Here is a 19,488-nt window from a genome sequence, read left to right on the forward strand (position 1 = left end):
TAGATCGGATAGCGGCCATGCGCTAGTGTTTTATCCGACCGGTTAAAACACCGGCGGCTTGAGGGAGAAAAACGTGAAATTCAAGGTTATTGGCGCAGTATCACTGGCGGTCGCTGCGGCCGGGCTGTTTGCAGCCGCTGCACCCGCATTTGCGCAGCAAAAGACGATTACGGTCTGGTGGGGCAAGGGCTTCTATCGGTCCGAAGACGACGCGCTTCTCGATACGATCAAGAAGTTCGAAGCCAAGACCGGCATCAAGGTCGAATTGTCGCAGTACGCGATCCAGGACATGATTCCGAAGACGGTCGCCGCACTCGACGCCGGCACCGTGCCCGATGTCGCCTATTCCGATTCTTATGACGTGCAGGCGCAGGGCAAGTGGGCCTATGAGGGCAAGCTCGAGGACCTAACCGACGTGATGGAGCCGATCAAGGGCCGGTTCGTGCAGAACACGCTGGACGCCTCGATCCTCTATAATGACGTCACCAAGAAGAAGGCCTATTACGGCTTCCCGCTGAAGCAGCAGAGCATGCACGTCCAGATCTGGAACGACATGCTCGAGAAGGCCGGCTTCAAGCAGAGCGACATCCCGACCGACTGGGCGGGCTATTGGACGTTCTGGTGCGACAAGGTCCAGCCGGGGATCCGCAAAGCCACCGGCCAGCGCATCTATGCTGTCGGACAGCCGATGGGCGTGGAATCCACCGACGCCTTCCAGTCGTTCTACACTTTTATGGACGCCTACCACGTCAAGCTCGTCGACGACGACGGCAAGTTGCTGGTCGACGATCCCAAGGTCCGCGACGGCCTGATTCACGCGCTGAAGGACTACACCGACACCTACATCAAGGGCTGCACCCCGCCGTCCTCCACGACCTGGAAGGATCCGGACAACAACGTCGCCTTCCACAACAAGACGATCGTGATGACCCACAACTTCACGATTTCGATCGCAGCGAAGTGGTACGAGGACTCCCAGAATCAGGCCCTGACGCCTGAGCAGCGCGAGGCCGGCAAGAAGGCCTATGAGCAGGACATCATCACGGCGTCCTTCCCGAAGGCCCCGGACGGTTCGACCATCCGCTACCGCTCCGACGTCAAGACCGGGCTGATCTTCACCGCGGCCAAGAACAAGCCCGAGGCCAAGCAGTTCATCAGTTTCCTGCTGCAGGAAGAGAATGTCCGCCCCTATATCGAGGGCGCGCTCGGCCGCTGGTTCCCGGTGACGAAGGAAAGCCAGGCGAGCCCGTTCTGGCAGGCCGATAAGCACCGCAAGGCGGTCTACGCCCAGTTCACCGGCGGCACCGCACCGTTCGACTTCACCAAGAACTGGAAGTTCACGATCCTCAACAACGAGAACGTCTGGGCCAAGGCGATGAACCGGGTCGTCAGCGAGAAGGTCCCGGTCGACAAGGCCGTCGACGAACTGATCGCCCGCATCAAGCAGGTTGCAGGCTAGGTTCGATCCCCTCCCTCTCCCCGTTCTTCACGGGGAGAGGGTCGGGGTGAGGGGCTCTATCCGCGAGTCGCGCTTGCGGTGAGTCCTGTACCCCCTCACCCGGATCGCCCGAGGGCGATCCGACCTCTCCCCGCAAGCGGGGAGAGGTTTAAGATCTAAGAAGAGTCCTACAAGAATGGCGATCACGCTCTCTGGCGATCAGTCGATCCCCGCCCCGCCCCTGTCGCCGCGGCTGACCCCGGCGCAGGTCTGGGGCATCGTGCTGCTCGCGCCCTATCTGCTCGTTTTCCTCGCCTTCGTGGTCTATCCCGTCTGCTACGGGCTGTGGCTGGCGCGGGCCCCGTCGAACTATGTCGCGCTCTATAACGACCCGATCTTCGCGCGCGCCGCGGTCAACACGCTGATCTTCCTGGTCATCGGTATCAACATCAAGATGCTGATCGCGCTGTTCCTGTCCGGCTTCTTCGCCGAGCAGCGCACCTGGATCAAATGGCTCTCCGTGATCTTCATCCTGCCCTGGGCGGTACCGTCGATCCCGACCATCCTGTCGGTGCGCTTCATGCTCAATCCCGAATGGGGCATGGTCAACCACTTGATCTTCACCTTGACCGGCGACGACGGCCCGAACTGGCTGAACGATCCGACCGTGGCGCTGAGCATGGCGATCGCTGTCCACATCTGGAAGTCGCTGCCGTTCTGGACGCTGATCCTGATCACCGGACGGCTTGCGATCGCGCACGATCTGTTCGAGGCCGCCGAAGTCGACGGCGCCAGCTGGTGGCAGAAATTCCGCTTCATCACCTGGCCGTCGATGCAGACGCTCTACGTGACCTGCACGCTGCTCTCGATGATCTGGACGCTCGGCGATTTCAACAGCGTCTATCTGCTCACCGGTGGGGGACCTGCCGACCTCACGCATGTGCTGTCGACGCTCGGTATCCGCTATCTCCGGCTCGACCAGCTCTCGCTCGCGATGGCCTCCATCGTCTGCGCGATGCCGTTCGTCCTGCCGCTCGTGTACTTCATGATGAAACGGTTGTCGCGATGAAGCTCCCCGGCGTAAGCGAATTTTCCTGGCGCGACGTCGCGACCGAAGCGCGGCTCTTGCTGATCGGCATTCCCGTCTTCCTGTGGACGATGATCCCGATCTACCACATGTTCCTGTTCGCGATTTCCCCGAAGGAGGACGCGTTCTCGGGCAAGCTGTGGCCGGACCATCCGACGCTGCACAACTTCGAGATCGTGTTCAAGCAGCAGCATTATTTCCTGCGCGACTTCTACGTCCAGTTCTGGAATTCGCTGGTGATCGCGGCGGCGGTCGGCGCGCTGACGCTGGTCATCGCCACGGCCGCGGCGTTCTCGATCTCGCGGCTGAAGGTGCCGGGCGGGCGCATGGTGCTGAACCTTGCGCTGTTCACCTATTTCATCCCGGCGGCGTTCCTTGCCGTGCCGATGTACCGCACCATGGGCAATTACGGCCTGCTCAACAATCACTGGGCGCTGATCCTGGCGATGGTGACGATCGCCAGTCCGTATGCGATCTGGGTGCTGAAGCAGGCCTCCGACAAGCTGCCGGTTGAGCTGGATGAAGCCGCGGTGATGGACGGCGCCACCACGCTTCAGATCTTCCGCCTGGTTTATCTGCCGCTGATGATGCCCTCGCTGGTCGCGATCGGTACCTATGCGGTGCTGCTCGCCTGGAACGAATATCTCTACGCGTTCCTGCTGCTCTCGAACGACCAAGAGATCACGCTCCCCGTCGCACTCGGCAACTTCCTCGCTGCGGACGATTCGCCCTGGGAGCTGCTGATGACCACCGGCTTCATTTACGCGCTGCCGCCGGCCGCGGTCTATTACGCCTTCCGCCGCTACATGGTGGGCGGGCTGACAGCGGGCGCCGTGAAGTCCTAAACACCGGCTGCGGCGCTGCACCTGATGAAGGCCGGCAGCGCCGCAGAGGCCCTCAGGCCGCTTTGCGTACAGTCTGCAGAAACTCCGCGACAGCTTGCTTGAGCGCGTGCGCTTGATCCTGCAATGCTGAGGCCGCTGAAAGCGTAGCTTCGGCGCCGGCGTCGGTCTCTCCGGCCACGGTGCGGACCGCGCCGACCTGGTCGGTCACCGCCGCTGTGCCATTCGCCGCCTGCTCGACATTGCGAGCGATCTCGTTGGTCGCGGCCCCCTGCTCCTCGACGGCCGAGGCGATCGTTGTCGCGATCTCCGTCATCTCGGAGATGGTTTTTCCGATCTGACCGATCGCGGCGACGGACTGTCCGGTCGAGCCCTGAATCTCGGCGACGAGCCCCGCGATCTCCTCGGTGGCGCGCGCGGTCTGGGTTGCAAGGCTCTTCACCTCGTTTGCCACGACGGCAAAGCCCTTGCCTGCATCGCCGGCGCGTGCCGACTCGATCGTGGCATTGAGAGCGAGGAGATTGGTCTGGCTCGCGATCGCCTGGATCAGCTGAACCACCGTACCGATCCGCTCGGCGGAATCCGATAGCGCGCGCATCAGCGCCTCGGTGCGGGACGCTTCCTCTTTGGCCTTGTCCGAGACCGATACGGAGCGCGCGACCTGGCTCGAAATCTCCCTGATCGAGGCAGCGAGTTGGTGGGTCGCGGCCGCAACGGTCTGCACATTCGAGGACGCCTGGGCCGAAGTCGCGGCGACCTGCTCGGCGAGCGAGCGGCCGCGCTCGGCGACGCGGGCGAGACTCTGGGCGCTATGCCCCATCTCCTCGGCGCGGCTCGAGACGCCACCAATAACGCCCTCCATGCCGCTATCGAAGCGATCGGCAAGCTGAGCCATCATCGATGCTCGTTCCGTCTCGGCGGCGGCGCGCTGCGCGGCTGTGCCCTGCTCCATCCGCCGGACAGTCTGCGCGTTCTGGCGGAACACTTCGACCGCTTCAGCCATGCGGCCAATTTCGTCGCCGCGCTCGCCACCCGGGATTGCCTCATCGAGCTCGCCCGCCGCGAGGCTCTGCATGCGCAAGGTCATCTGGCCGATTGGCCGCGACACGCTGCGCCCGATCAGCCAGGCCAGCAATGCGCCCAAGGCGAGCGCGGACGCGGCGACGGTGAACACGAGATTGCGCGTATGATCGACCGATTCCGCCGTCAGCCGGCTCTGCTCGGTGCGCATCGCACCAAGGGCCTTGCTGATCTCGGCGGCCTTGGCGTCGATTGCACTGCTGGATTTGATGAGGTCGGCTTGCGCCTTGCGCAGCTCGCCCATCGCCGCCGAAAGTTCCGTCAACGTCGCCGATTGGTCGGCAATGACCTTCTTCAAGGCTGCAATCAGGCTCTTCAATCGCGGCGCCTCGACCTCGGCGATCTCAGCCTCGCTGTCGACAATTGCGGTCAACACATAGCCGACCGTCAGCGCAGCATCATCAGCATCGCCCTGGACCTGAGTCATGGTAAAACGCAGCACCGCGACGCGCATCGCATCCACCGTGCCAGCCAGACGCAGCGGCTGGAGCAGGCGGTCGGGCTGGTTGGCGAGCGTCGCATTGATCGCACCGACGTCGAGGCCAGCCGAAGCGCCAAGCGCCTCGGCCTTGGTGCTCGCATTGCGCAGACGATCGACAGCGCCGGCGACCGCCGTGAAGGATTTTCGATAGGTTCCAAGCGCATCCACCAGCGCACCTCGGCCGGAGGCAATCGCCGGCAGACGAGAAAATTGCTGATCGACCTGATCAAACGTCGCGCCAAAGCCGTCGATCGCCTTCATTGCGCTATCGCGGTCACCGAGATTGCGCGTCCGAATGAATTTCTCGACGTTGACGTTCGCCGAGAGCAGCGCGGCGTGCACCTTCGCCATGCCGGCATCGCCGTCGGCGCTGGTGACGAGCTCGCCGACGGTGCCACCGATCTCAGCCAGCCGCAGCACGGCGAGCAGCGCCAATACGCAGAGGAAACCCAGAACCAGCGCGAAGCCGCCGAAGATGCGTGGGCGGACGCCGATGCGCGACAGAAGCAATGACAGGTTCATGATGTTTCCTGGAAGATTACGGCGTAGCCCGGATCCGGGCGAGCAGATCCTTGCCGAAGCGCTTCTCGAATTCAGGCTCCAAGGGCTTAACGGCATCGATGAAGGGCTGGCGATCGACCTTTTCGATGATCTCCATGCCGCCCTTGCGCAGCTCCTCGAGCTTCTTCGTCTCGTCCGCGACGCCGCTCTGCCAGGTCGCTTCCGCACCGGCCTTGGCTGCAGCAATGATGGCCGCCTGGTCGGCAGGCTTGAGGGCCTGGAACACATCGCGATTGGCGACGAAGGCGATGGGCGCGAAGAAATGTCCGGTCAGGCTGGCGTACTTCTGCACCTCGTCGAGATGGCTGGTGGCGATCGTCATGATCGGGTTTTCCTGCCCGTCGATTCGGCCGTCCTTCAATGCGGAATACACCTGCGTGAACTCCATCGGCACGACCTCGGCGCCCAGCGCCTTGAAGGTCATCTGATAGACGTCGTTCGGCAGGACCCGAATCTTCAATCCCTGGAGGTCCGCGGGAGAATGAATCGGCCGCTTCGAATTGGTGACGTTGCGAAAGCCCTGCTTGCCGATCGCGAGCAGGACCAACCCCTTGTCGGCGAAATGCTTGGCGAAGAGAGCCCCGACCGGCCCTTCCGCGACCGCCTTGGCTTGCGCAGCATCGCGGAACAGAAACGGCACGTCGAATACGCCGAATTCCGGCACGGCGGAGCTGACCACCGAGCCAGACAACGTCGCCATGTCGACGACGCCACTGCGCATTGCGGCAAGGATCGCTGTCTCGCTGCCCAGCGTGATGCCACCACGTTCATCGAGGATGATCCGGCCCGGCGCTATCTCGACGAGCTTGCGGCGAAATTCGTCCGAGCCAATTTGTTGCGGCGACTGCGGCGCGCCGTTGTACAGCAGCGACACCATCTGCGTCGCGCCAGCCGACGGCCGAACGGCAAGACAGAACAATGCCAGCGCAGTGCTGGCCACACCAATATAAAGCCGCTTCATCGCCCTCTCCCCAAGCGAGGCGACGATAACCAGATTAGCTATATGAATTGTTAACCTAGATTGAGGCGGTGCCCGAGCACCGCAAGTCAGCTCTCCGCGCTCTTGCGCCGATACGCGAGCAGCAGCGCGATCGTCGAGCCGATGAAGTAACCGGCAGTGGCGCCGGAGATTGCGCGTCCGGCGATGATGGCCATCGCGCGATCGCTGGCGTCGATCGCCGAGATCACCCCGACGGCATATTGCGCCGAGAATACGATGAGGTTGCGGATCAGGGCAGACGCGCTCCCCGGACGGATCATCAGTCCGCTGGTGTGATCGACCTCAAACGGACGAGGCGTCACCACGCCAACGGGCAACAGCACCAATGCTGCCACGATCCAGGCGACCAGCGGCCACGCATTGCTCTGATGCCCGAATCCGATCCGCGAGATTCCCCAGGCGATGAAGACGACCGGCACGATCAGCGCACGCCAGATCGGAATCGTGCGCGGCTGCATTGCCTTGATGCCCTGCCAGACCAGATAGGCGAACAGGATCCAGACCCAGGGCGGGGTGTGGATCAGGATCTGATAGACGAACGTCATGACGACCTCCGGATCACAGCGGCGCCGCGCTCTCGCCCTGCGAGCTCGACAGCTTTGAGGCGAGCGAGGCAATGACGATGACGACCGCGATCAGGGCGATCACCAGCGTGCAGATCGCATTGATCTCGGGCTTCACCCCCAGTCGCACCTCGGAATAGATCCGGATCGGCAAGGTTGCCGATCCAGGCCCCGTGGTGAAGCTGGCAATCACGAGATCGTCGAGCGAGAGGGTGAAGGCGAGCATCCATCCGGCAACGATCGCTGGCGCGATCAACGGCAATGTCACCGACAGGAAGGCGCGGACGGGGGCGCAGCCGAGGTCCATCGCCGCCTCCTCCAGCGAGCGGTCGAGCGAGCCCAGGCGCGACTGCACGACGACGGCGACGAAGCACATCGTCAGCGTGGTATGGGCGATCGTCACCGTCCAGAAGCCGCGCTCGGCGTTCAGCGCGACGAACAGCAGCAGCAGCGACAATCCCGTGATCACCTCCGGCATCACCAGCGGCGCATAGAGCATGCCGGAGAACAGCGTACGCCCGCGAAAGCCCTCGCCGCGCGACAGCGCCACCGCGGCGAGCGTACCGATCAGCGTGGCGATCGTCGCGGACGCAACCGCGACCCGCAGGCTCATCCAGGACGCCTCGATCATGGCCCGGTCGCCAAAGAACTCGTGATACCAGCGCAGCGACCAGCCGCCCCACACGGTCACCAGTCGCGAGGCGTTGAAGGAATAGATGACGAGAATGAGGATCGGCAGGTAGAGGAAGGCGAGCCCGAGCGCGAGCGAGGCGATGTTGAAGCGGGACAGGCGAGAGATTTTGCGCATCTCACCGCTCCTCCAGCTGCCGCCGCTGCAGCCGCTCATAGAGCAGGAGCGGCAGCAGCAGCACCACGAGCAACACGATCGCCGCGGCAGACGCAACCGGCCAATCCTTGTTGGTGAAGAATTCGAGCCATAGCGTCTGGCCGATCATCAGCGAATTGGAGCCGGCGAGAAGATCCGGGATCACGAACTCGCCGACGATCGGGATGAAGCACAAGAGCACGCCGGCGCCGACGCCCGGCAGCGACAGCGGGAAAGTCACCAGCCAGAACACCTGCCATGGCGGTGCGCCGAGATCGCTGGCCGCCTCCTCCAGCGCCGGCTCCATCTTGGCGAGCGTGGCGTAGAGCGGCAGGATCATGAACGGCAGATAGGAATAGACGATGCCGATATACATCGCAGTGTCGGTGGACAGCCACACCACCGGCTCACTGACCAGATGCAGCGCCAGCAGGATCCGGTTGAGCAGGCCGTCGTGCTGGAGGATGTTGATCCAGGCATAGATGCGGATCAGGAACGAGGTCCAGAACGGCACGATCACCAGCACCATCGCGACCGCCTGCCGGCGCTTCGGCAGCCGCGCCATGCCGTACGCGATGGGATAGCCGATCAGCAGCAGCAACGCGGTCGCCGTCACCGCAACGGTGAGGCTGCGCAGATAGGCGAACACATAAAGGTCGTCGGAAGAGAGCAGCTTGAAATTGTCGATCCCCAGTGCGGCAAAGGCCGCCCGGATCGCCGTCCACCCGGCCGTCAGGTCGAACACCGGCTCGTAAGGCGGCTGCGCGATTGCCGTCTGCGACAGGCTGATCTTCAGCACGAAGCCGAACGGCACCAGGAAGAACAGCAGCATCCAGATGTAGGGCGCGATCGCGGCGAAGCGCGCCGGGCGCGCGAATATCCGGCGCGCGCTCATGACGGCAGCACCACGCAGTCGTCCGGCGAGAACCAGGCGACGATTTGCTGGTTCAGGCTATAGGCATCGACATCGAGGCGCGCGCTGTTGGCGACGGACGCCTGCACCACGCCGCCGGCATCGAGCTTCACCTTGTAGGTGGTGGTGCCGCCGAGATAGCAGATGTCGGCGATCACACCGTCCAGCCGGTTGATCGCGGTTTCATGGCCGGCCTCGCTCGCGGGACCACGACGCGACAGCTTGACCTTCTCGGGCCGGATCGCGACTGAAAACCTGCTCTCGCCGACGGGCTGGCGCGGCTCGGCCACCACCAGCGTGCCTGCATCGCGCGTGCCAATGACCAGGCGATGACCGTCGCGCAATTTGGACTCGGCGTCGAACAGATTGATGTCGCCGACGAACTGCGCGATCCAGCGCGAACGCGGCGCCTCGTAGAGCTCGCGGGGGCCAGCGACCTGGACGAGCTTGCCGGCATTCATCACGCCGATTCTATCAGCCATCGTCATCGCTTCTTCCTGGTCGTGGGTGACGATGATGAAGGTCATGCCGAGCCGGCGCTGCAGCTCCATCAGCTCGCCCTGCGTATTTTCGCGCAATTTCTTGTCGAGGGCTGCGAGCGGCTCGTCGAGCAGCAACAATTGCGGCCGCCGCGCCAGCGCGCGGGCCAGCGCGACACGCTGCCGCTGGCCGCCGGAGAGCTGGTCGGGCTTGCGCTTCTCGAGCCCGTCGAGCTTCACCAGCGCAACCATCTCCGCGACGCGCGTTGCGATGTCGGCACGCGCCATGCCGGCGCGCTTGAGGCCAAAGGCGATGTTGTCGCGCACCGAAAGATGCGGAAACAGCGCGTAGTTCTGGAACATCATGTTGATGGGGCGCTGATGCGGCAGCGCCTGCGCGATGTCCTTGCCGCCGAGCAGGATGCGCCCCTCGTCCGGCGCCTCGAAGCCCGCGAGCATGCGCAACAGCGTGGTCTTGCCGCAACCACTGGGGCCAAGCAGCGCCAAAAACTCACCGGCCTTGATGTCGAGCGATACGCCGTCGACCGCGCGGAACGTCCCGAACGTCTTGGCCACGCCCTCGATGCGCAGCAGCGGTTCGCCCGCGGCCGGATGCGCATCTCCAGCCGCATTGGCCGCGGTATCCGTCCTGGGCAACTCGTCAGTCATCGTCCCTGCCAACCCCAATGCCGCCGCACGCTAGCGGCGGATCGGCCTTTGCTCAACCGGTTCGATGCGGATCCACCATGAACGCAGCCAGCGCCTCACGGTCCGCGGCCGGCATGGTCAGGCCGAGCTTGGAGCGGCGCCACAGGACGTCCTCCGGGAAGCGCGCCCATTCGCGGCCCATGAGATAGCGTACCTCGGCGCCGGTCAGGTCGGGGCCAAAGGCCGGTCCCAGCTCATCGCGCGTCTTCGCCTCGCCCAGCACGGCCGGCAATCGCGAGCCATAGGCCGCAACCAAGCGCCGGGCCTGCGGCTCGGAGAGAAACCGCCAGCGGTGGCGCGCGAGGTCGATTTCGGTCTCGAAACGATCCCAGGCAAAATCTCCGCCGGGCAGCGCTGCTCTGGCGGTCCAACGCGGCGACATCGGATAGAACGGCGTCAGCCGCGTCACCGCCAGCTCGGCGCGCAGCCGCGCGGTGGTGACGTCGCCGCCGAACATCGTGAGCAGCGGCGCCTTGCGCCGGCGTGCGTGGAACAGCGTCGTGCCGTCGCGTCGCCGAGCGGAAGCGGGCGTCAAATTGACGCCCGAGACCGTGCGCACCACGTCGGTCGGAGCAACGCGCTCGCGGAAATAGCGGCTCACGGCCTCGCAGAGATAGCTGACATCGGCGCCCGACATCGCGACGATTGCGGGATCGCCGGTGAAATCGTGCGTGACCGTGCCGACCAGCGTGAAATCACGCTCGAACGGGCCGACAAAAATCAGCCGTCCGTCGCTGTTCTGGAACACATAGACGTTATCGGACTCGAACAGCCTGGGCACGACGATCTGGCTCATCTGCATGGCCGCCATGGCCGGCTGCGGCTGCCGCAGCACGGTCTCTGCGACCATCGACGTCCAGCCGCCGGTGGCATTGGCCAGCGCGCGTGCCGTGACGACGCGGCGATGCCCGCGATCAATCAGCGCGAGCCGCCAGATGTCGGTCCTGTCGGCGCGCACGCAACGTGCCCCGGTCCGGATCGCGGCGCCGCGCTCGGCGGCATCCAGCGCCGTGAGCACCACCAGGCGTGAATCGTCGACGACGCAGTCGGAATATTCGAACGCGACGCCGAACGGCCGTTTCAGCGCGTTGCCGACCGGATGATGCGTGATGTCGAGGGTGGTCGATCCGGGCAGGCCGCCGCGGTTCGTGAGAGCGTCATAAACATACAAGCCCGCGCGCAACAGCCATGGCGGGCGTTCGTCAGAATGGGCGGGGATCACAAAACTCATCGGCCGCACCAGATGCGGCGCGATCCGGAGCCAGGTCGCCCGCTCTGCCAATGCCCGGCGCACCCGCCAGAAGCGACGCCGCTCCAGCACAGACAAATCGCCATGGATCAATCGCGGTGTCGCCGACGAGGCAGCACCGGCGAGATCGCCCTGCTCGACCAGGATCACCCGCAGCCCCCGGCCTGCGGCATCGCGCGCGAGGCTGACACCGTTCAGGCCGCCACCAATGATCGCGAGGTCGTAATCCGCCATGAAGCCGTCGAGTGGAAGCGAAGCAAACGCGCCACATCACTAGCCGGTCTTGAGCGCAAGCTCCATGGCCTCGACGCGGCCGACGAGGCCGGCATATTTCCCGATGGGCAACGGCTTGCCGAGCAAATAGCCCTGCACGCCGTCACAGCCTTCCCTGGCAAGGAAAGCGAGCTGATCGATGGTCTCGACGCCCTCGGCGATGATCGACATTTCGAGGCCGTGACCGAGGTCGATCACGGCGCGAACGATCGCGGCCGATTGCGGATTGCGACCGAGATTGATGATGAAGGCGCGGTCGATCTTGATCTTGTCGAACGGGAACGCCTGGAGATAGCTCAGCGAGGAATAGCCGCTGCCGAAATCGTCCATCGAGATACGGACGCCCAGCGCCTTCAGGCGGCGCAGCAGTGCCAGGCCGCGATCGAAGTCCTCGATCAGCACGCCCTCGGTGATTTCGAGCTCGAGCCGGCCGGGGGCAAGCCCGGTCTCGATCAGGATCGCATGGACGAGCCCGACCACGTCGCCGTGCATGAACTGCGCCGGCGACAGATTGACCGCAACCTGCATCGGCTTCGGCCACGACGCAGCCTCGCGGCAGGCCTCGCGCAGGATCCATTCGCCCATCTCGACGATCAGGCCGCTTTCTTCCGCGATCGGGATGAATTCGGCCGGCGAGACCTGGCCACGCACCGGATGCGCCCAGCGCGCCAGGGCCTCGAAGCCGATGATCTCGCTCTCGGCGACGCTGTTGCGCGCGATGCCCTGGGGCTGGAAGGCCAGCGACAGCTCGCCGTTCTTGATCGCCTTCGACAGATCCTGGTGCAGCACGCGGCGGTCGCGGATCTGCTGGTCCATCTCGGGCTGATAGAGGCTGATCGTGCCGCGCGATTTCTGCTTGGCGCGGAACAGGGCGGCGCCGGCATTGGCGAGCAGCGAGGCACCGTCGGGGCCGTTGTGCGGGAAGATCGACATGCCGGTGGTGATGCCGGCGCGGACCGCGCGGCCGTCGATGTGGAATTCGGGCGCGAGCGCCTCTCCGAGCTGCTGCGCCAGCGCGAGGCCGGCGTCGGGCTGCTTGCCGTCGATGATCAGGCCGAATTCGTCGCCGGAGAGGCGCGCCACCAGGCCGCCACGCGCGGTGTCCTGGAACCGCTGGGCCACCTCGATCAGCAGCTTGTCGCCAAGCGCATGGCCGAACACGTCGTTGACTTCCTTGAGGCCGTCGAGATCGACGCAAAGGACCGCAAATTCCTCGTCGGTCCCCTCGCAGGCCTCGATCATCTGGTTCAGCGCCTGAAGGAAGGCGGCGCGGTTCGGCAAATCGGTGAGGCCGTCATGATAGGCCATGTGCGCCATCCGCGACTCGGTCTGCCGGCGGTTGGTGACGTCCTCGTGGGTCTTGATCAGATATTGCGGCTCGCCGGCGTCGTTGAGCACCGTGGCGCGCCGGGTCAGGAACAGGCGCAGGCCGTCCTTGGTGGAGATCGGATGCTCCTCGGTGATCATCCCGCGCTTCTTGATCGCGGCCTCGTCGCGCGCGATGATCAGCTTTGCTTCCTTGGCATTGAAGATGTCGGAGGCGGTCAGGCCGGTGGCTTCCTCCCGCCTGCGGTTGAGGATCGTCTCGGCACTGCGGTTGGCGAGCAGATAGCGGCCATCCTTGACCTGCTCCACGATCAGCGCCACCGGGATGTTGTCGACCACGAGCTCGAGGAATTTCTTGGTGCTTTCCAGCTCCATCGACAGCGATTGCCGATCGGTGATGTCCTCGAACACCACCAGCAGGAATTCCGGCTTGTTGCTCTCGTTGCGGACCACGATGCGGATCGAGGCCACCATGCGCCGGGCCTGATCGCGCTGGACGTCGACCTCGAATTCGTTGCGATACTGTCCTTCCGGCGCCAGCAGCGCGGCCCGGTCGGTCGCCTCGATGCTCGCCGCCGATTTCGGGCCGAACAGCTCGCGCGCATTCTTGCCGACGACCTGGTCGCGCGAAAAGCCCCAGAACCGCTCATAGGCGCGATTGGCGAAGATGTAGCGGCCGTCCTCGATGTTCTTCGCGGCCACGCAGGCCGGCACGTTGTCCAGCACCGTTTCCAGGAATTGCTTGGTCGAGGCCAGCTGCCGCGACAGCTTGCGCTGCTCGCTGACGTCGAGGTGGGTCGCCACCGAGCCGCCGTTCGGCAGAATGAAATATTTGACCAGGATGGCGCGGCCGTCCGGCAGTTCGCTGATCAGGCCGTTGGAGCTTGACGCCTTCTCGTAGAAGTCGTCGTCGGAGACGGCGAGGACGCCGCGCTGGCGCCGCAGCTCGAGGATGTCGTAGCCGGTCATGCCGGTCCACAGGTCCGAGCGCGTCAAGCCGTAGATCTCAAGATAGCGGTCGTTGCAGAAGATGATGCGCCGCTGCGCATCCGTCATCACCACGCCCTGGTTGAGATTGTTCATGGCGGAGGAGACGAAGGCGTTGCGCCGCAACTGCGAACGCTTGCTCCGGCGCAGCGCGGAATGGATCCACAGCGCGATGGCGGCCAGGAACGCGCAGACGACAATGCCGCCGATCAGGACTTCCCAGATCAGATTGGGGTCGAGATTGCCAAGATAGCTCGGCGGAATAAGGCTGTCCGCGTGGGCACGCGAAGGCGCGACCGCGCTGGCCAGGCACACGACGGCCTGCACAGCAATCGGAAGCATGCTGCCTTCGTGCCAGTTCTTCTCAGCCATCAGCCACCCGCGATTTCAACTGCGGATTGTCTGGCTTCGTGGGTTTGGATCGAGTAAACGCCTGTACGCCCAACAGAAAAATGTGATGCGAAATACGGCAATTGCCCTGACATGATAAATGCTTCCTTAACGGACAACGACTGCGCGACGCGTTTCCCAGGCAAACCGGCCCCCTCTGCAACTTCAACGGGACGTCTGCACGACCATGGATAGGGTCGACTGCGTCGTCATCGGAGCCGGCGTGGTCGGGCTCGCGGTGGCCCGGAAGCTGGCCCAGGCCGGGCGCGAGGTGATCGTGCTCGAGGAAGCCGAGGCCATCGGCACCATCACCTCCTCGCGCAACAGCGAGGTGATTCATGCCGGGATCTACTACCGCGCCGGAAGCTGGATGGCGCGCATGTGCGTCAGCGGCAAGCACGCGCTCTACCGCTATTGCGGCGAGCGCGGCATCCCGCACAAGAATTGCGGCAAGCTGATCGTCGCGACCAATGCCAGGGAAACCGAGAAGCTGCAATCGATCAAGGCGCACGCCGAGGCCAACGGCGTACTCGACATGCAGTTGCTCTCGGGCGAAGCCGCGCGCGCGCTGGAGCCGGCGCTGGCCTGCGACGCCGCGCTGCTCTCGCCGTCGACCGGCATCATCGACAGCCATGCCTACATGCTCTCGCTGCGCGGCGAGGCCGAGGCAGCCGGCGCAGCCTTTGCGTTTCACACGCCGCTGATCCGCGCCAAGGCAGAAACCGGAATGATCGAGATCGAAGCCGGCGGCGAAGCGCCGATGACGCTGCAATGCGGCCTGCTCGTCAACGCTGCCGGGCTGTCGGCGACGACCGTGGCGCGGCACATCGACGGCATGCCGATCGACCGGATTCCACCGGCCTATCTCGCCAAGGGAAACTATTTCAGCTGCAACGCGCGCGCGCCGTTCTCGCGCCTGATCTATCCCGTGCCCGAGCCCGGCGGGCTCGGCGTGCATCTCACGTTGGACATGGCAGGACAGGCGCGCTTCGGCCCCGACGTCGAATGGATCGAGACGATCGACTATGAGGTCGATCCGTCGCGCGCCGAGCGCTTCTATCCCGCGATCCGCAAATACTGGCCAACGCTTCCCGACGGCGCGTTGATGCCGAGCTATTCGGGCATCCGCCCGAAGATCGTGCCGCCGGCCGTGGCAACGCAGGATTTCTTGATGCAGGGTCCGCGCGACCATGGCGTCGCGGGTTTGATCAATCTGTTCGGTATCGAATCGCCGGGACTGACATCGTCGCTCGCGATCGCAGACCACGTCGCGGAGCTCGCAGAAATCTAGATCGTTTTCGAGCGACGTGGATATCGGTTCGCGTCAAGCAAACGCGTCCAAGCAAAAGCTGACGCCCGCGCAATTGCGCGGCGGACACCTGACAGCAGGGATGAGCGCAAAGGCTCTCATCCCTGGCTGAAAGGATACGATCAAACTCTACACTGTTACGGGGTTTACTAGTGAAGCGTGTCGCCGGTGTGCTTCAGTCGCTCGATCTGGTCCTTGACCAGCAACTTCCGGCGCTTCAACTCAACAATTTGCAGGTCGTCTGTTGAAAGGTGCACGAGAGCTTCGTGCAATTCGTGTTCGAGAGTTTTGTGCTTCCGTTCCAATTCAACCAGATGTGCCTGAATTGTCATTCGAAACCTCCTCGGTAGGGGTAAACCTTGGATTCGATCCGGGCGACGAAGTCTACATCACCGATTCGTTCTGTCGATGGGTATCCGTCGTCGCACCGTCATTTTTGAAAATTCATATGTAACGAAGCGTGAGTAAGGAACCACGCGGTGAAAAATCCATGATATCAATGTGATTGCGCTACACCGCTGCGAATCGTTCACATATCTTGCGAGAGAGCGGTGCGCGAAGGTCGCAGATCGCTTGCGATCACGCCGCGCAAGGACGATAATTTCCACAGGGCATCCACAGCCTTAATCTCAGCCTATCGGTTTTCGGCCACCGCAAACATGACCAATGAAGACGAGCGTGAGCTCGAAGCCGAGCTCACCCGGTTGCAGCAGGAACACCGAGATCTCGATGCGGCGATCGATGCACTGCATCAATCGCCCGCCCCCGACCTGTTGCGGTTACAGCGGTTGAAGAAACGCAAGCTGTTGTTGCGCGACCGTATCGCCTTCATCGAAGACCAGATCACGCCCGACATCATCGCCTGACCCGCGAGCAGTCGCGGGTCGCCGCGCATGAATCCGCTTGACTCAAAAAGAACAAAAGAGGAACATTAGTCCCGCCGCCGACGCCCCCCAGGAAACGTCCAGGGAAACGCCCAAGGACAACCCGCAAGGACACCGCAGATGTCAGTCCCCACCCTTCTCGACAACAGCCATTATGAACAGGCCTGCGATCAGGCGATCGCGATGTGCGACGGCAATCTGCGCAGCACCATCAAGGCGCTGATCATGGCCAACGAATATCTCGAAGCCGAGCTGGAAGAATTGAAGGCGGCGATTTCGGCCGGCTGCATTCCCGAGACCTCGCGCAGCAAGATGCGGAGCAAAAGTAGCGCCGCTTGAGCTCAACACTGGAGCAACGCCATGTCGGACGTGACCTACTACGTTGCAATGCCCTTCCTGATCGATGCCGACGGATCGCCTGTCGCGGGCGCCGCCGAGGAATGCCAGAGCTCGACAGCCGCACTGCGGCGCGCCGAGGCGCTGGCGCATGGTGCCGGCCATATCGGCGCGGTCGCATTCAGCCGCAGCGGCGATCCCATGACCGGCGAATTCGGTGACGCTACGCTGCTGTGCAAATTCGGCAACGTGCCGGAAGATCTCGCCACGCTCTAAGTCAGCTGCTGACAAGCCTGATTCCGCGGCTCGTGCCGCCGGTGCGCCTTGCGCACATACATGGCAGCGTCGGCTTCCTCCAGCGCGCGGACCGCATCGGACTGCGCACCGAGCAGCGCGACACCGGCGGAGGCGCCGGCGCTCACCTGCTGGCCGCGAAAGACGAACGACAAATCGTCGATCGCCTGCTCGAAGATAACAGCCTTCGCCTTGGCATCGGTCTCGCTGAGATTCCACAACAGCAGGGCAAACTCGTCACCGCCGAGACGGCCGACCACGTCGGAGGCGCGGATCTGCCGTGTCAGCGTCGCGGCGATCACCTTCAGCACCTCGTCGCCGGCGCCATGACCGAAGGAATCGTTGATCGGCTTCAACCGGTCGACGTCGAGCACGATCAGCGCGCCGCTGGCGCGGTAGCGTTTCATGTAGGCGATGGCGCGCTGGAGCTCGCGCTCGAAGCCGCGCCGGTTGGGTATGTCCAGCAGGAAATCGGTGTCGGCCGCCGCCTCGAGCTCGGCGACGCGCCGCAGCGCCTGCGTGAGCTTGGTCCGCAGGCCGCGGATGGTCGCCTTGCTGTCCTTGCTCGTTTCTTTGGCGGCGCGAACTGCGGGCGCGCGGCGCGGCGGCGCAGCCGCCGCCCGCTTGGGTGCAGTTTTCGTTCGGCGCCCGCTGGCTTTTCGGCCTTTTTTGGCCTTCGCAGCGGTCGCCCTTCTTGGTTTCTTCATGGGCATCCTGCTCAATGAAGGCTTGCGGGGATTCACCAAGACAGGATAGTGCATTCGCTTCTCCTTGCCACCGCCTTGCGAGCCGCCGGCCGGAACCGTTAATCTGGCCTATCCTTCTGTTTTCCGAGCACAATTGACGTCATGACCGCGCCGATCGCCATCATCATGGGAAGCCAGTCGGACTGGGAGACGATGCGGCACGCCGCCGACACGCTCACAGCGCTTGGTGTCACCTTCGACGCCCGCATCATTTCGGCCCACCGCACCCCCGACCGGCTCTTTAGCTTCGCCAAGGGCGCCAAGGCGGCCGGTTTCAAGGTCATCATCGCCGGCGCCGGGGGCGCCGCACATCTGCCCGGCATGGCCGCGGCGCTGACGGAACTGCCGGTGTTCGGCGTGCCCGTCGAGTCCAGGACGCTGAAGGGCATCGATTCGCTCTATTCGATCGTTCAGATGCCCGCCGGCATTCCGGTCGGCACGCTCGCGATCGGCAAGGCCGGCGCGATCAACGCGGCTCTGCTCGCGGCGTCCGTGCTGGCGCTGTCCGATCCAGCCCTGTCCGACCGCCTGGCGACCTGGCGCAAGGCTCAGACCGAGGCGGTTGCCGAGCGCCCGGAGGACAAGGCGTGACTGACGCAAAGCAGGTGAAGCTGAAGCCCGGCGACACCATCGGAATCCTCGGCGGCGGACAACTCGGACGGATGCTGGCCATGGCAGCGGCGCGGCTCGGCCTGCGTTGCCAGGTGTTCTCGCCCGATCCGGATTCGCCGGCCTTCGACGTCGTGCTGAACGCAACCTGCGCTGAATATGCCGACGTCGAGGCGCTCGAGCTGTTCGCCCACGACGTCGACGTCATCACCTACGAATTCGAGAACGTGCCGGCCGCGGCCGCCATGGTGCTTGACGCGCGCCGTCCGGTGCTGCCCAACCGCAAGGTCCTCGAGACCACCCAGGACCGACTGGCCGAGAAGGATTTCGTGACGCGGCTCGGCATCGGCACCGCGGCTTACGCCGACGTCACCTCGGTCGCATCGCTGCGCGAGGCGATCGCCAGGATCGGCCTCCCCGCCGTGCTGAAGACCCGCCGCTTCGGCTATGACGGCAAGGGCCAGGTCATGATCCGCGATGGCGACGACATCGCGAAGATCTGGACCAGCCTCGCAACCAAATCGGCGATTCTGGAAGCCTTCGTGCCGTTCGAGCGCGAGATCTCCGTGATCGCCGCACGCTCGGCCGCCGGCCAGGTCGAATGCTTCGACGTCACCGAAAACGAGCATCGCGACCACATTCTGAAGATTTCCCGCGCGCCTGCGCCGATCCCGGACGCGCTGGCCGAAGAGGCGCGCAGCATCGCCGGCAAGATCGCGACTGCGCTCGACTATGTCGGCGTGCTCGCCGTCGAGATGTTCGTGCTTGCCAACGGCACCGGGCCGAAGGTGCTGGTCAACGAGATCGCTCCGCGCGTGCACAATTCCGGACACTGGACGCTCGACGGCGCGTCGGTCTCCCAGTTCGAGCAGCACATCCGCGCCATTGCCGGCTGGCCCCTCGGCAAGCCGGTGCGCCACGGCGAAATCGTCACCATGACCAATCTGATCGGCGACGAGATCAACGATTACGAGAGCTGGCTGAGCGTGCCGGGCGCGACCGTCCACATCTACGGCAAGGGCGCACCGCGCCCCGGCCGCAAGATGGGCCACGTCACAGAAGTCAGATCTTCAAGAAGCAAGTGAAGGGACCGCAGCAAAGCTGCGA

At 64.1% G+C, this 19,488-nt stretch carries 18 protein-coding genes and 1 pseudogene; 9 read left to right on the top strand and 10 right to left on the bottom strand.

Annotation, left to right across the window (positions count from 1 at the left end; all coding sequences use genetic code 11):
- The first annotated feature begins 73 nt into the window (after positions 1 to 73).
- The 3 genes from ABID58_RS08255 to ABID58_RS08265 all read left to right on the top strand — a co-directional run bounded on the left by ABID58_RS08255 (position 74) and on the right by ABID58_RS08265 (position 3,370).
- A complete protein-coding gene (locus ABID58_RS08255) occupies positions 74 to 1,459 on the top strand; it encodes an ABC transporter substrate-binding protein (protein WP_354032273.1) in 1,386 nt (461 codons plus the stop codon).
- Positions 1,460 to 1,634: 175 nt separating this feature from the next.
- Complete coding sequence (locus ABID58_RS08260) at positions 1,635 to 2,507, top strand: carbohydrate ABC transporter permease (RefSeq protein WP_354032274.1); 873 nt, start codon at positions 1,635 to 1,637, stop codon at positions 2,505 to 2,507.
- Positions 2,504 to 3,370, top strand: a complete 867-nt coding sequence (locus tag ABID58_RS08265) for a carbohydrate ABC transporter permease (RefSeq protein WP_354032275.1) — start codon at positions 2,504 to 2,506, stop codon at positions 3,368 to 3,370. Before ABID58_RS08260 ends, ABID58_RS08265 begins: the two co-directional genes overlap by 4 nt.
- A gap of 52 nt (positions 3,371 to 3,422) precedes the next feature.
- Here the strand turns inward: ABID58_RS08265 and ABID58_RS08270 are convergent, their stop codons facing one another.
- The 8 genes from ABID58_RS08270 to ABID58_RS08305 all read right to left on the bottom strand — a co-directional run bounded on the left by ABID58_RS08270 (position 3,423) and on the right by ABID58_RS08305 (position 14,185).
- Complete coding sequence (locus ABID58_RS08270; RefSeq protein ID WP_354032276.1) at positions 3,423 to 5,450, bottom strand: methyl-accepting chemotaxis protein; 2,028 nt, start codon at positions 5,448 to 5,450, stop codon at positions 3,423 to 3,425.
- Between the two features lie 16 nt (positions 5,451 to 5,466).
- On the bottom strand, positions 5,467 to 6,450 hold the full coding sequence (locus ABID58_RS08275; protein ID WP_354032277.1) for a TRAP transporter substrate-binding protein: 984 nt from the start codon (positions 6,448 to 6,450) through the stop codon (positions 5,467 to 5,469).
- 86 nt (positions 6,451 to 6,536) lie between these two features.
- The gene (locus ABID58_RS08280; RefSeq protein ID WP_148753959.1) at positions 6,537 to 7,034 is read right to left on the bottom strand and encodes a DUF6622 family protein; all 498 of its coding nucleotides are present in this window, start codon (positions 7,032 to 7,034) and stop codon (positions 6,537 to 6,539) included.
- Positions 7,035 to 7,047: 13 nt separating this feature from the next.
- Positions 7,048 to 7,860: an ABC transporter permease gene (locus tag ABID58_RS08285; protein WP_148753960.1), complete on the bottom strand. Its 813-nt coding sequence runs from the start codon at positions 7,858 to 7,860 to the stop codon at positions 7,048 to 7,050.
- Between the two features lies 1 nt (position 7,861).
- Positions 7,862 to 8,773 carry an ABC transporter permease gene (locus ABID58_RS08290; RefSeq protein WP_354032278.1) on the bottom strand — a complete coding sequence of 304 codons (912 nt, stop codon included), beginning with the start codon at positions 8,771 to 8,773 and terminating at the stop codon, positions 7,862 to 7,864.
- Positions 8,770 to 9,939, bottom strand: coding sequence for an ABC transporter ATP-binding protein (locus ABID58_RS08295; protein WP_354032279.1), 1,170 nt, complete (start codon positions 9,937 to 9,939; stop codon positions 8,770 to 8,772). Before ABID58_RS08295 ends, ABID58_RS08290 begins: the two co-directional genes overlap by 4 nt.
- 52 nt (positions 9,940 to 9,991) lie before the next feature.
- Positions 9,992 to 11,461, bottom strand: coding sequence for a glycerol-3-phosphate dehydrogenase (locus ABID58_RS08300; RefSeq protein WP_354032280.1), 1,470 nt, complete (start codon positions 11,459 to 11,461; stop codon positions 9,992 to 9,994).
- A gap of 39 nt (positions 11,462 to 11,500) precedes the next feature.
- Positions 11,501 to 14,185 (bottom strand): sensor domain-containing protein, encoded by a 2,685-nt coding sequence (locus tag ABID58_RS08305; RefSeq protein ID WP_354032281.1) that lies wholly within the window; start codon positions 14,183 to 14,185, stop codon positions 11,501 to 11,503.
- A 205-nt stretch (positions 14,186 to 14,390) separates the two neighbouring features.
- Here ABID58_RS08305 and ABID58_RS08310 point away from each other — a divergent pair, with 205 nt between their 5' ends.
- Positions 14,391 to 15,494, top strand: a complete 1,104-nt coding sequence (locus ABID58_RS08310) for an NAD(P)/FAD-dependent oxidoreductase (RefSeq protein WP_354032282.1) — start codon at positions 14,391 to 14,393, stop codon at positions 15,492 to 15,494.
- Positions 15,495 to 15,661: 167 nt separating this feature from the next.
- Here the strand turns inward: ABID58_RS08310 and ABID58_RS08315 are convergent, their stop codons facing one another.
- On the bottom strand, positions 15,662 to 15,844 hold the full coding sequence (locus ABID58_RS08315; protein WP_148753966.1) for a YdcH family protein: 183 nt from the start codon (positions 15,842 to 15,844) through the stop codon (positions 15,662 to 15,664).
- Between the two features lie 327 nt (positions 15,845 to 16,171).
- On the opposite strand from ABID58_RS08315, the gene ABID58_RS08320 reads away from it, so the two are divergent.
- From ABID58_RS08320 to ABID58_RS08330, 3 genes are all read left to right on the top strand, one after another.
- Positions 16,172 to 16,378 (top strand): YdcH family protein, encoded by a 207-nt coding sequence (locus ABID58_RS08320; protein WP_008546179.1) that lies wholly within the window; start codon positions 16,172 to 16,174, stop codon positions 16,376 to 16,378.
- Between the two features lie 138 nt (positions 16,379 to 16,516).
- Positions 16,517 to 16,735, top strand: a complete 219-nt coding sequence (locus tag ABID58_RS08325) for a hypothetical protein (RefSeq protein WP_148753967.1) — start codon at positions 16,517 to 16,519, stop codon at positions 16,733 to 16,735.
- A 21-nt stretch (positions 16,736 to 16,756) separates the two neighbouring features.
- Entirely contained in the window at positions 16,757 to 17,008 is a 252-nt protein-coding gene (locus tag ABID58_RS08330) for a hypothetical protein (RefSeq protein WP_354032283.1), read from the top strand.
- Position 17,009: 1 nt separating this feature from the next.
- Here ABID58_RS08330 and ABID58_RS08335 read toward each other — a convergent pair.
- Positions 17,010 to 17,733 (bottom strand): annotated as a pseudogene (locus tag ABID58_RS08335) (GGDEF domain-containing protein).
- Between the two features lie 141 nt (positions 17,734 to 17,874).
- Between ABID58_RS08335 and purE the strand changes: the two are divergent.
- The gene (purE, locus tag ABID58_RS08340; RefSeq protein WP_354032285.1) at positions 17,875 to 18,363 is read left to right on the top strand and encodes a 5-(carboxyamino)imidazole ribonucleotide mutase; all 489 of its coding nucleotides are present in this window, start codon (positions 17,875 to 17,877) and stop codon (positions 18,361 to 18,363) included.
- A complete protein-coding gene (locus ABID58_RS08345; protein WP_148753971.1) occupies positions 18,360 to 19,466 on the top strand; it encodes a 5-(carboxyamino)imidazole ribonucleotide synthase in 1,107 nt (368 codons plus the stop codon). The genes purE and ABID58_RS08345 overlap by 4 nt, the downstream gene beginning before the upstream one ends.
- Positions 19,467 to 19,488: the final 22 nt, after the last annotated feature.

The organism is Bradyrhizobium sp. S3.2.6, from assembly GCF_040546885.1.
Taxonomy (GTDB): Bacteria; Pseudomonadota; Alphaproteobacteria; order Rhizobiales; family Xanthobacteraceae; genus Bradyrhizobium; species Bradyrhizobium cytisi.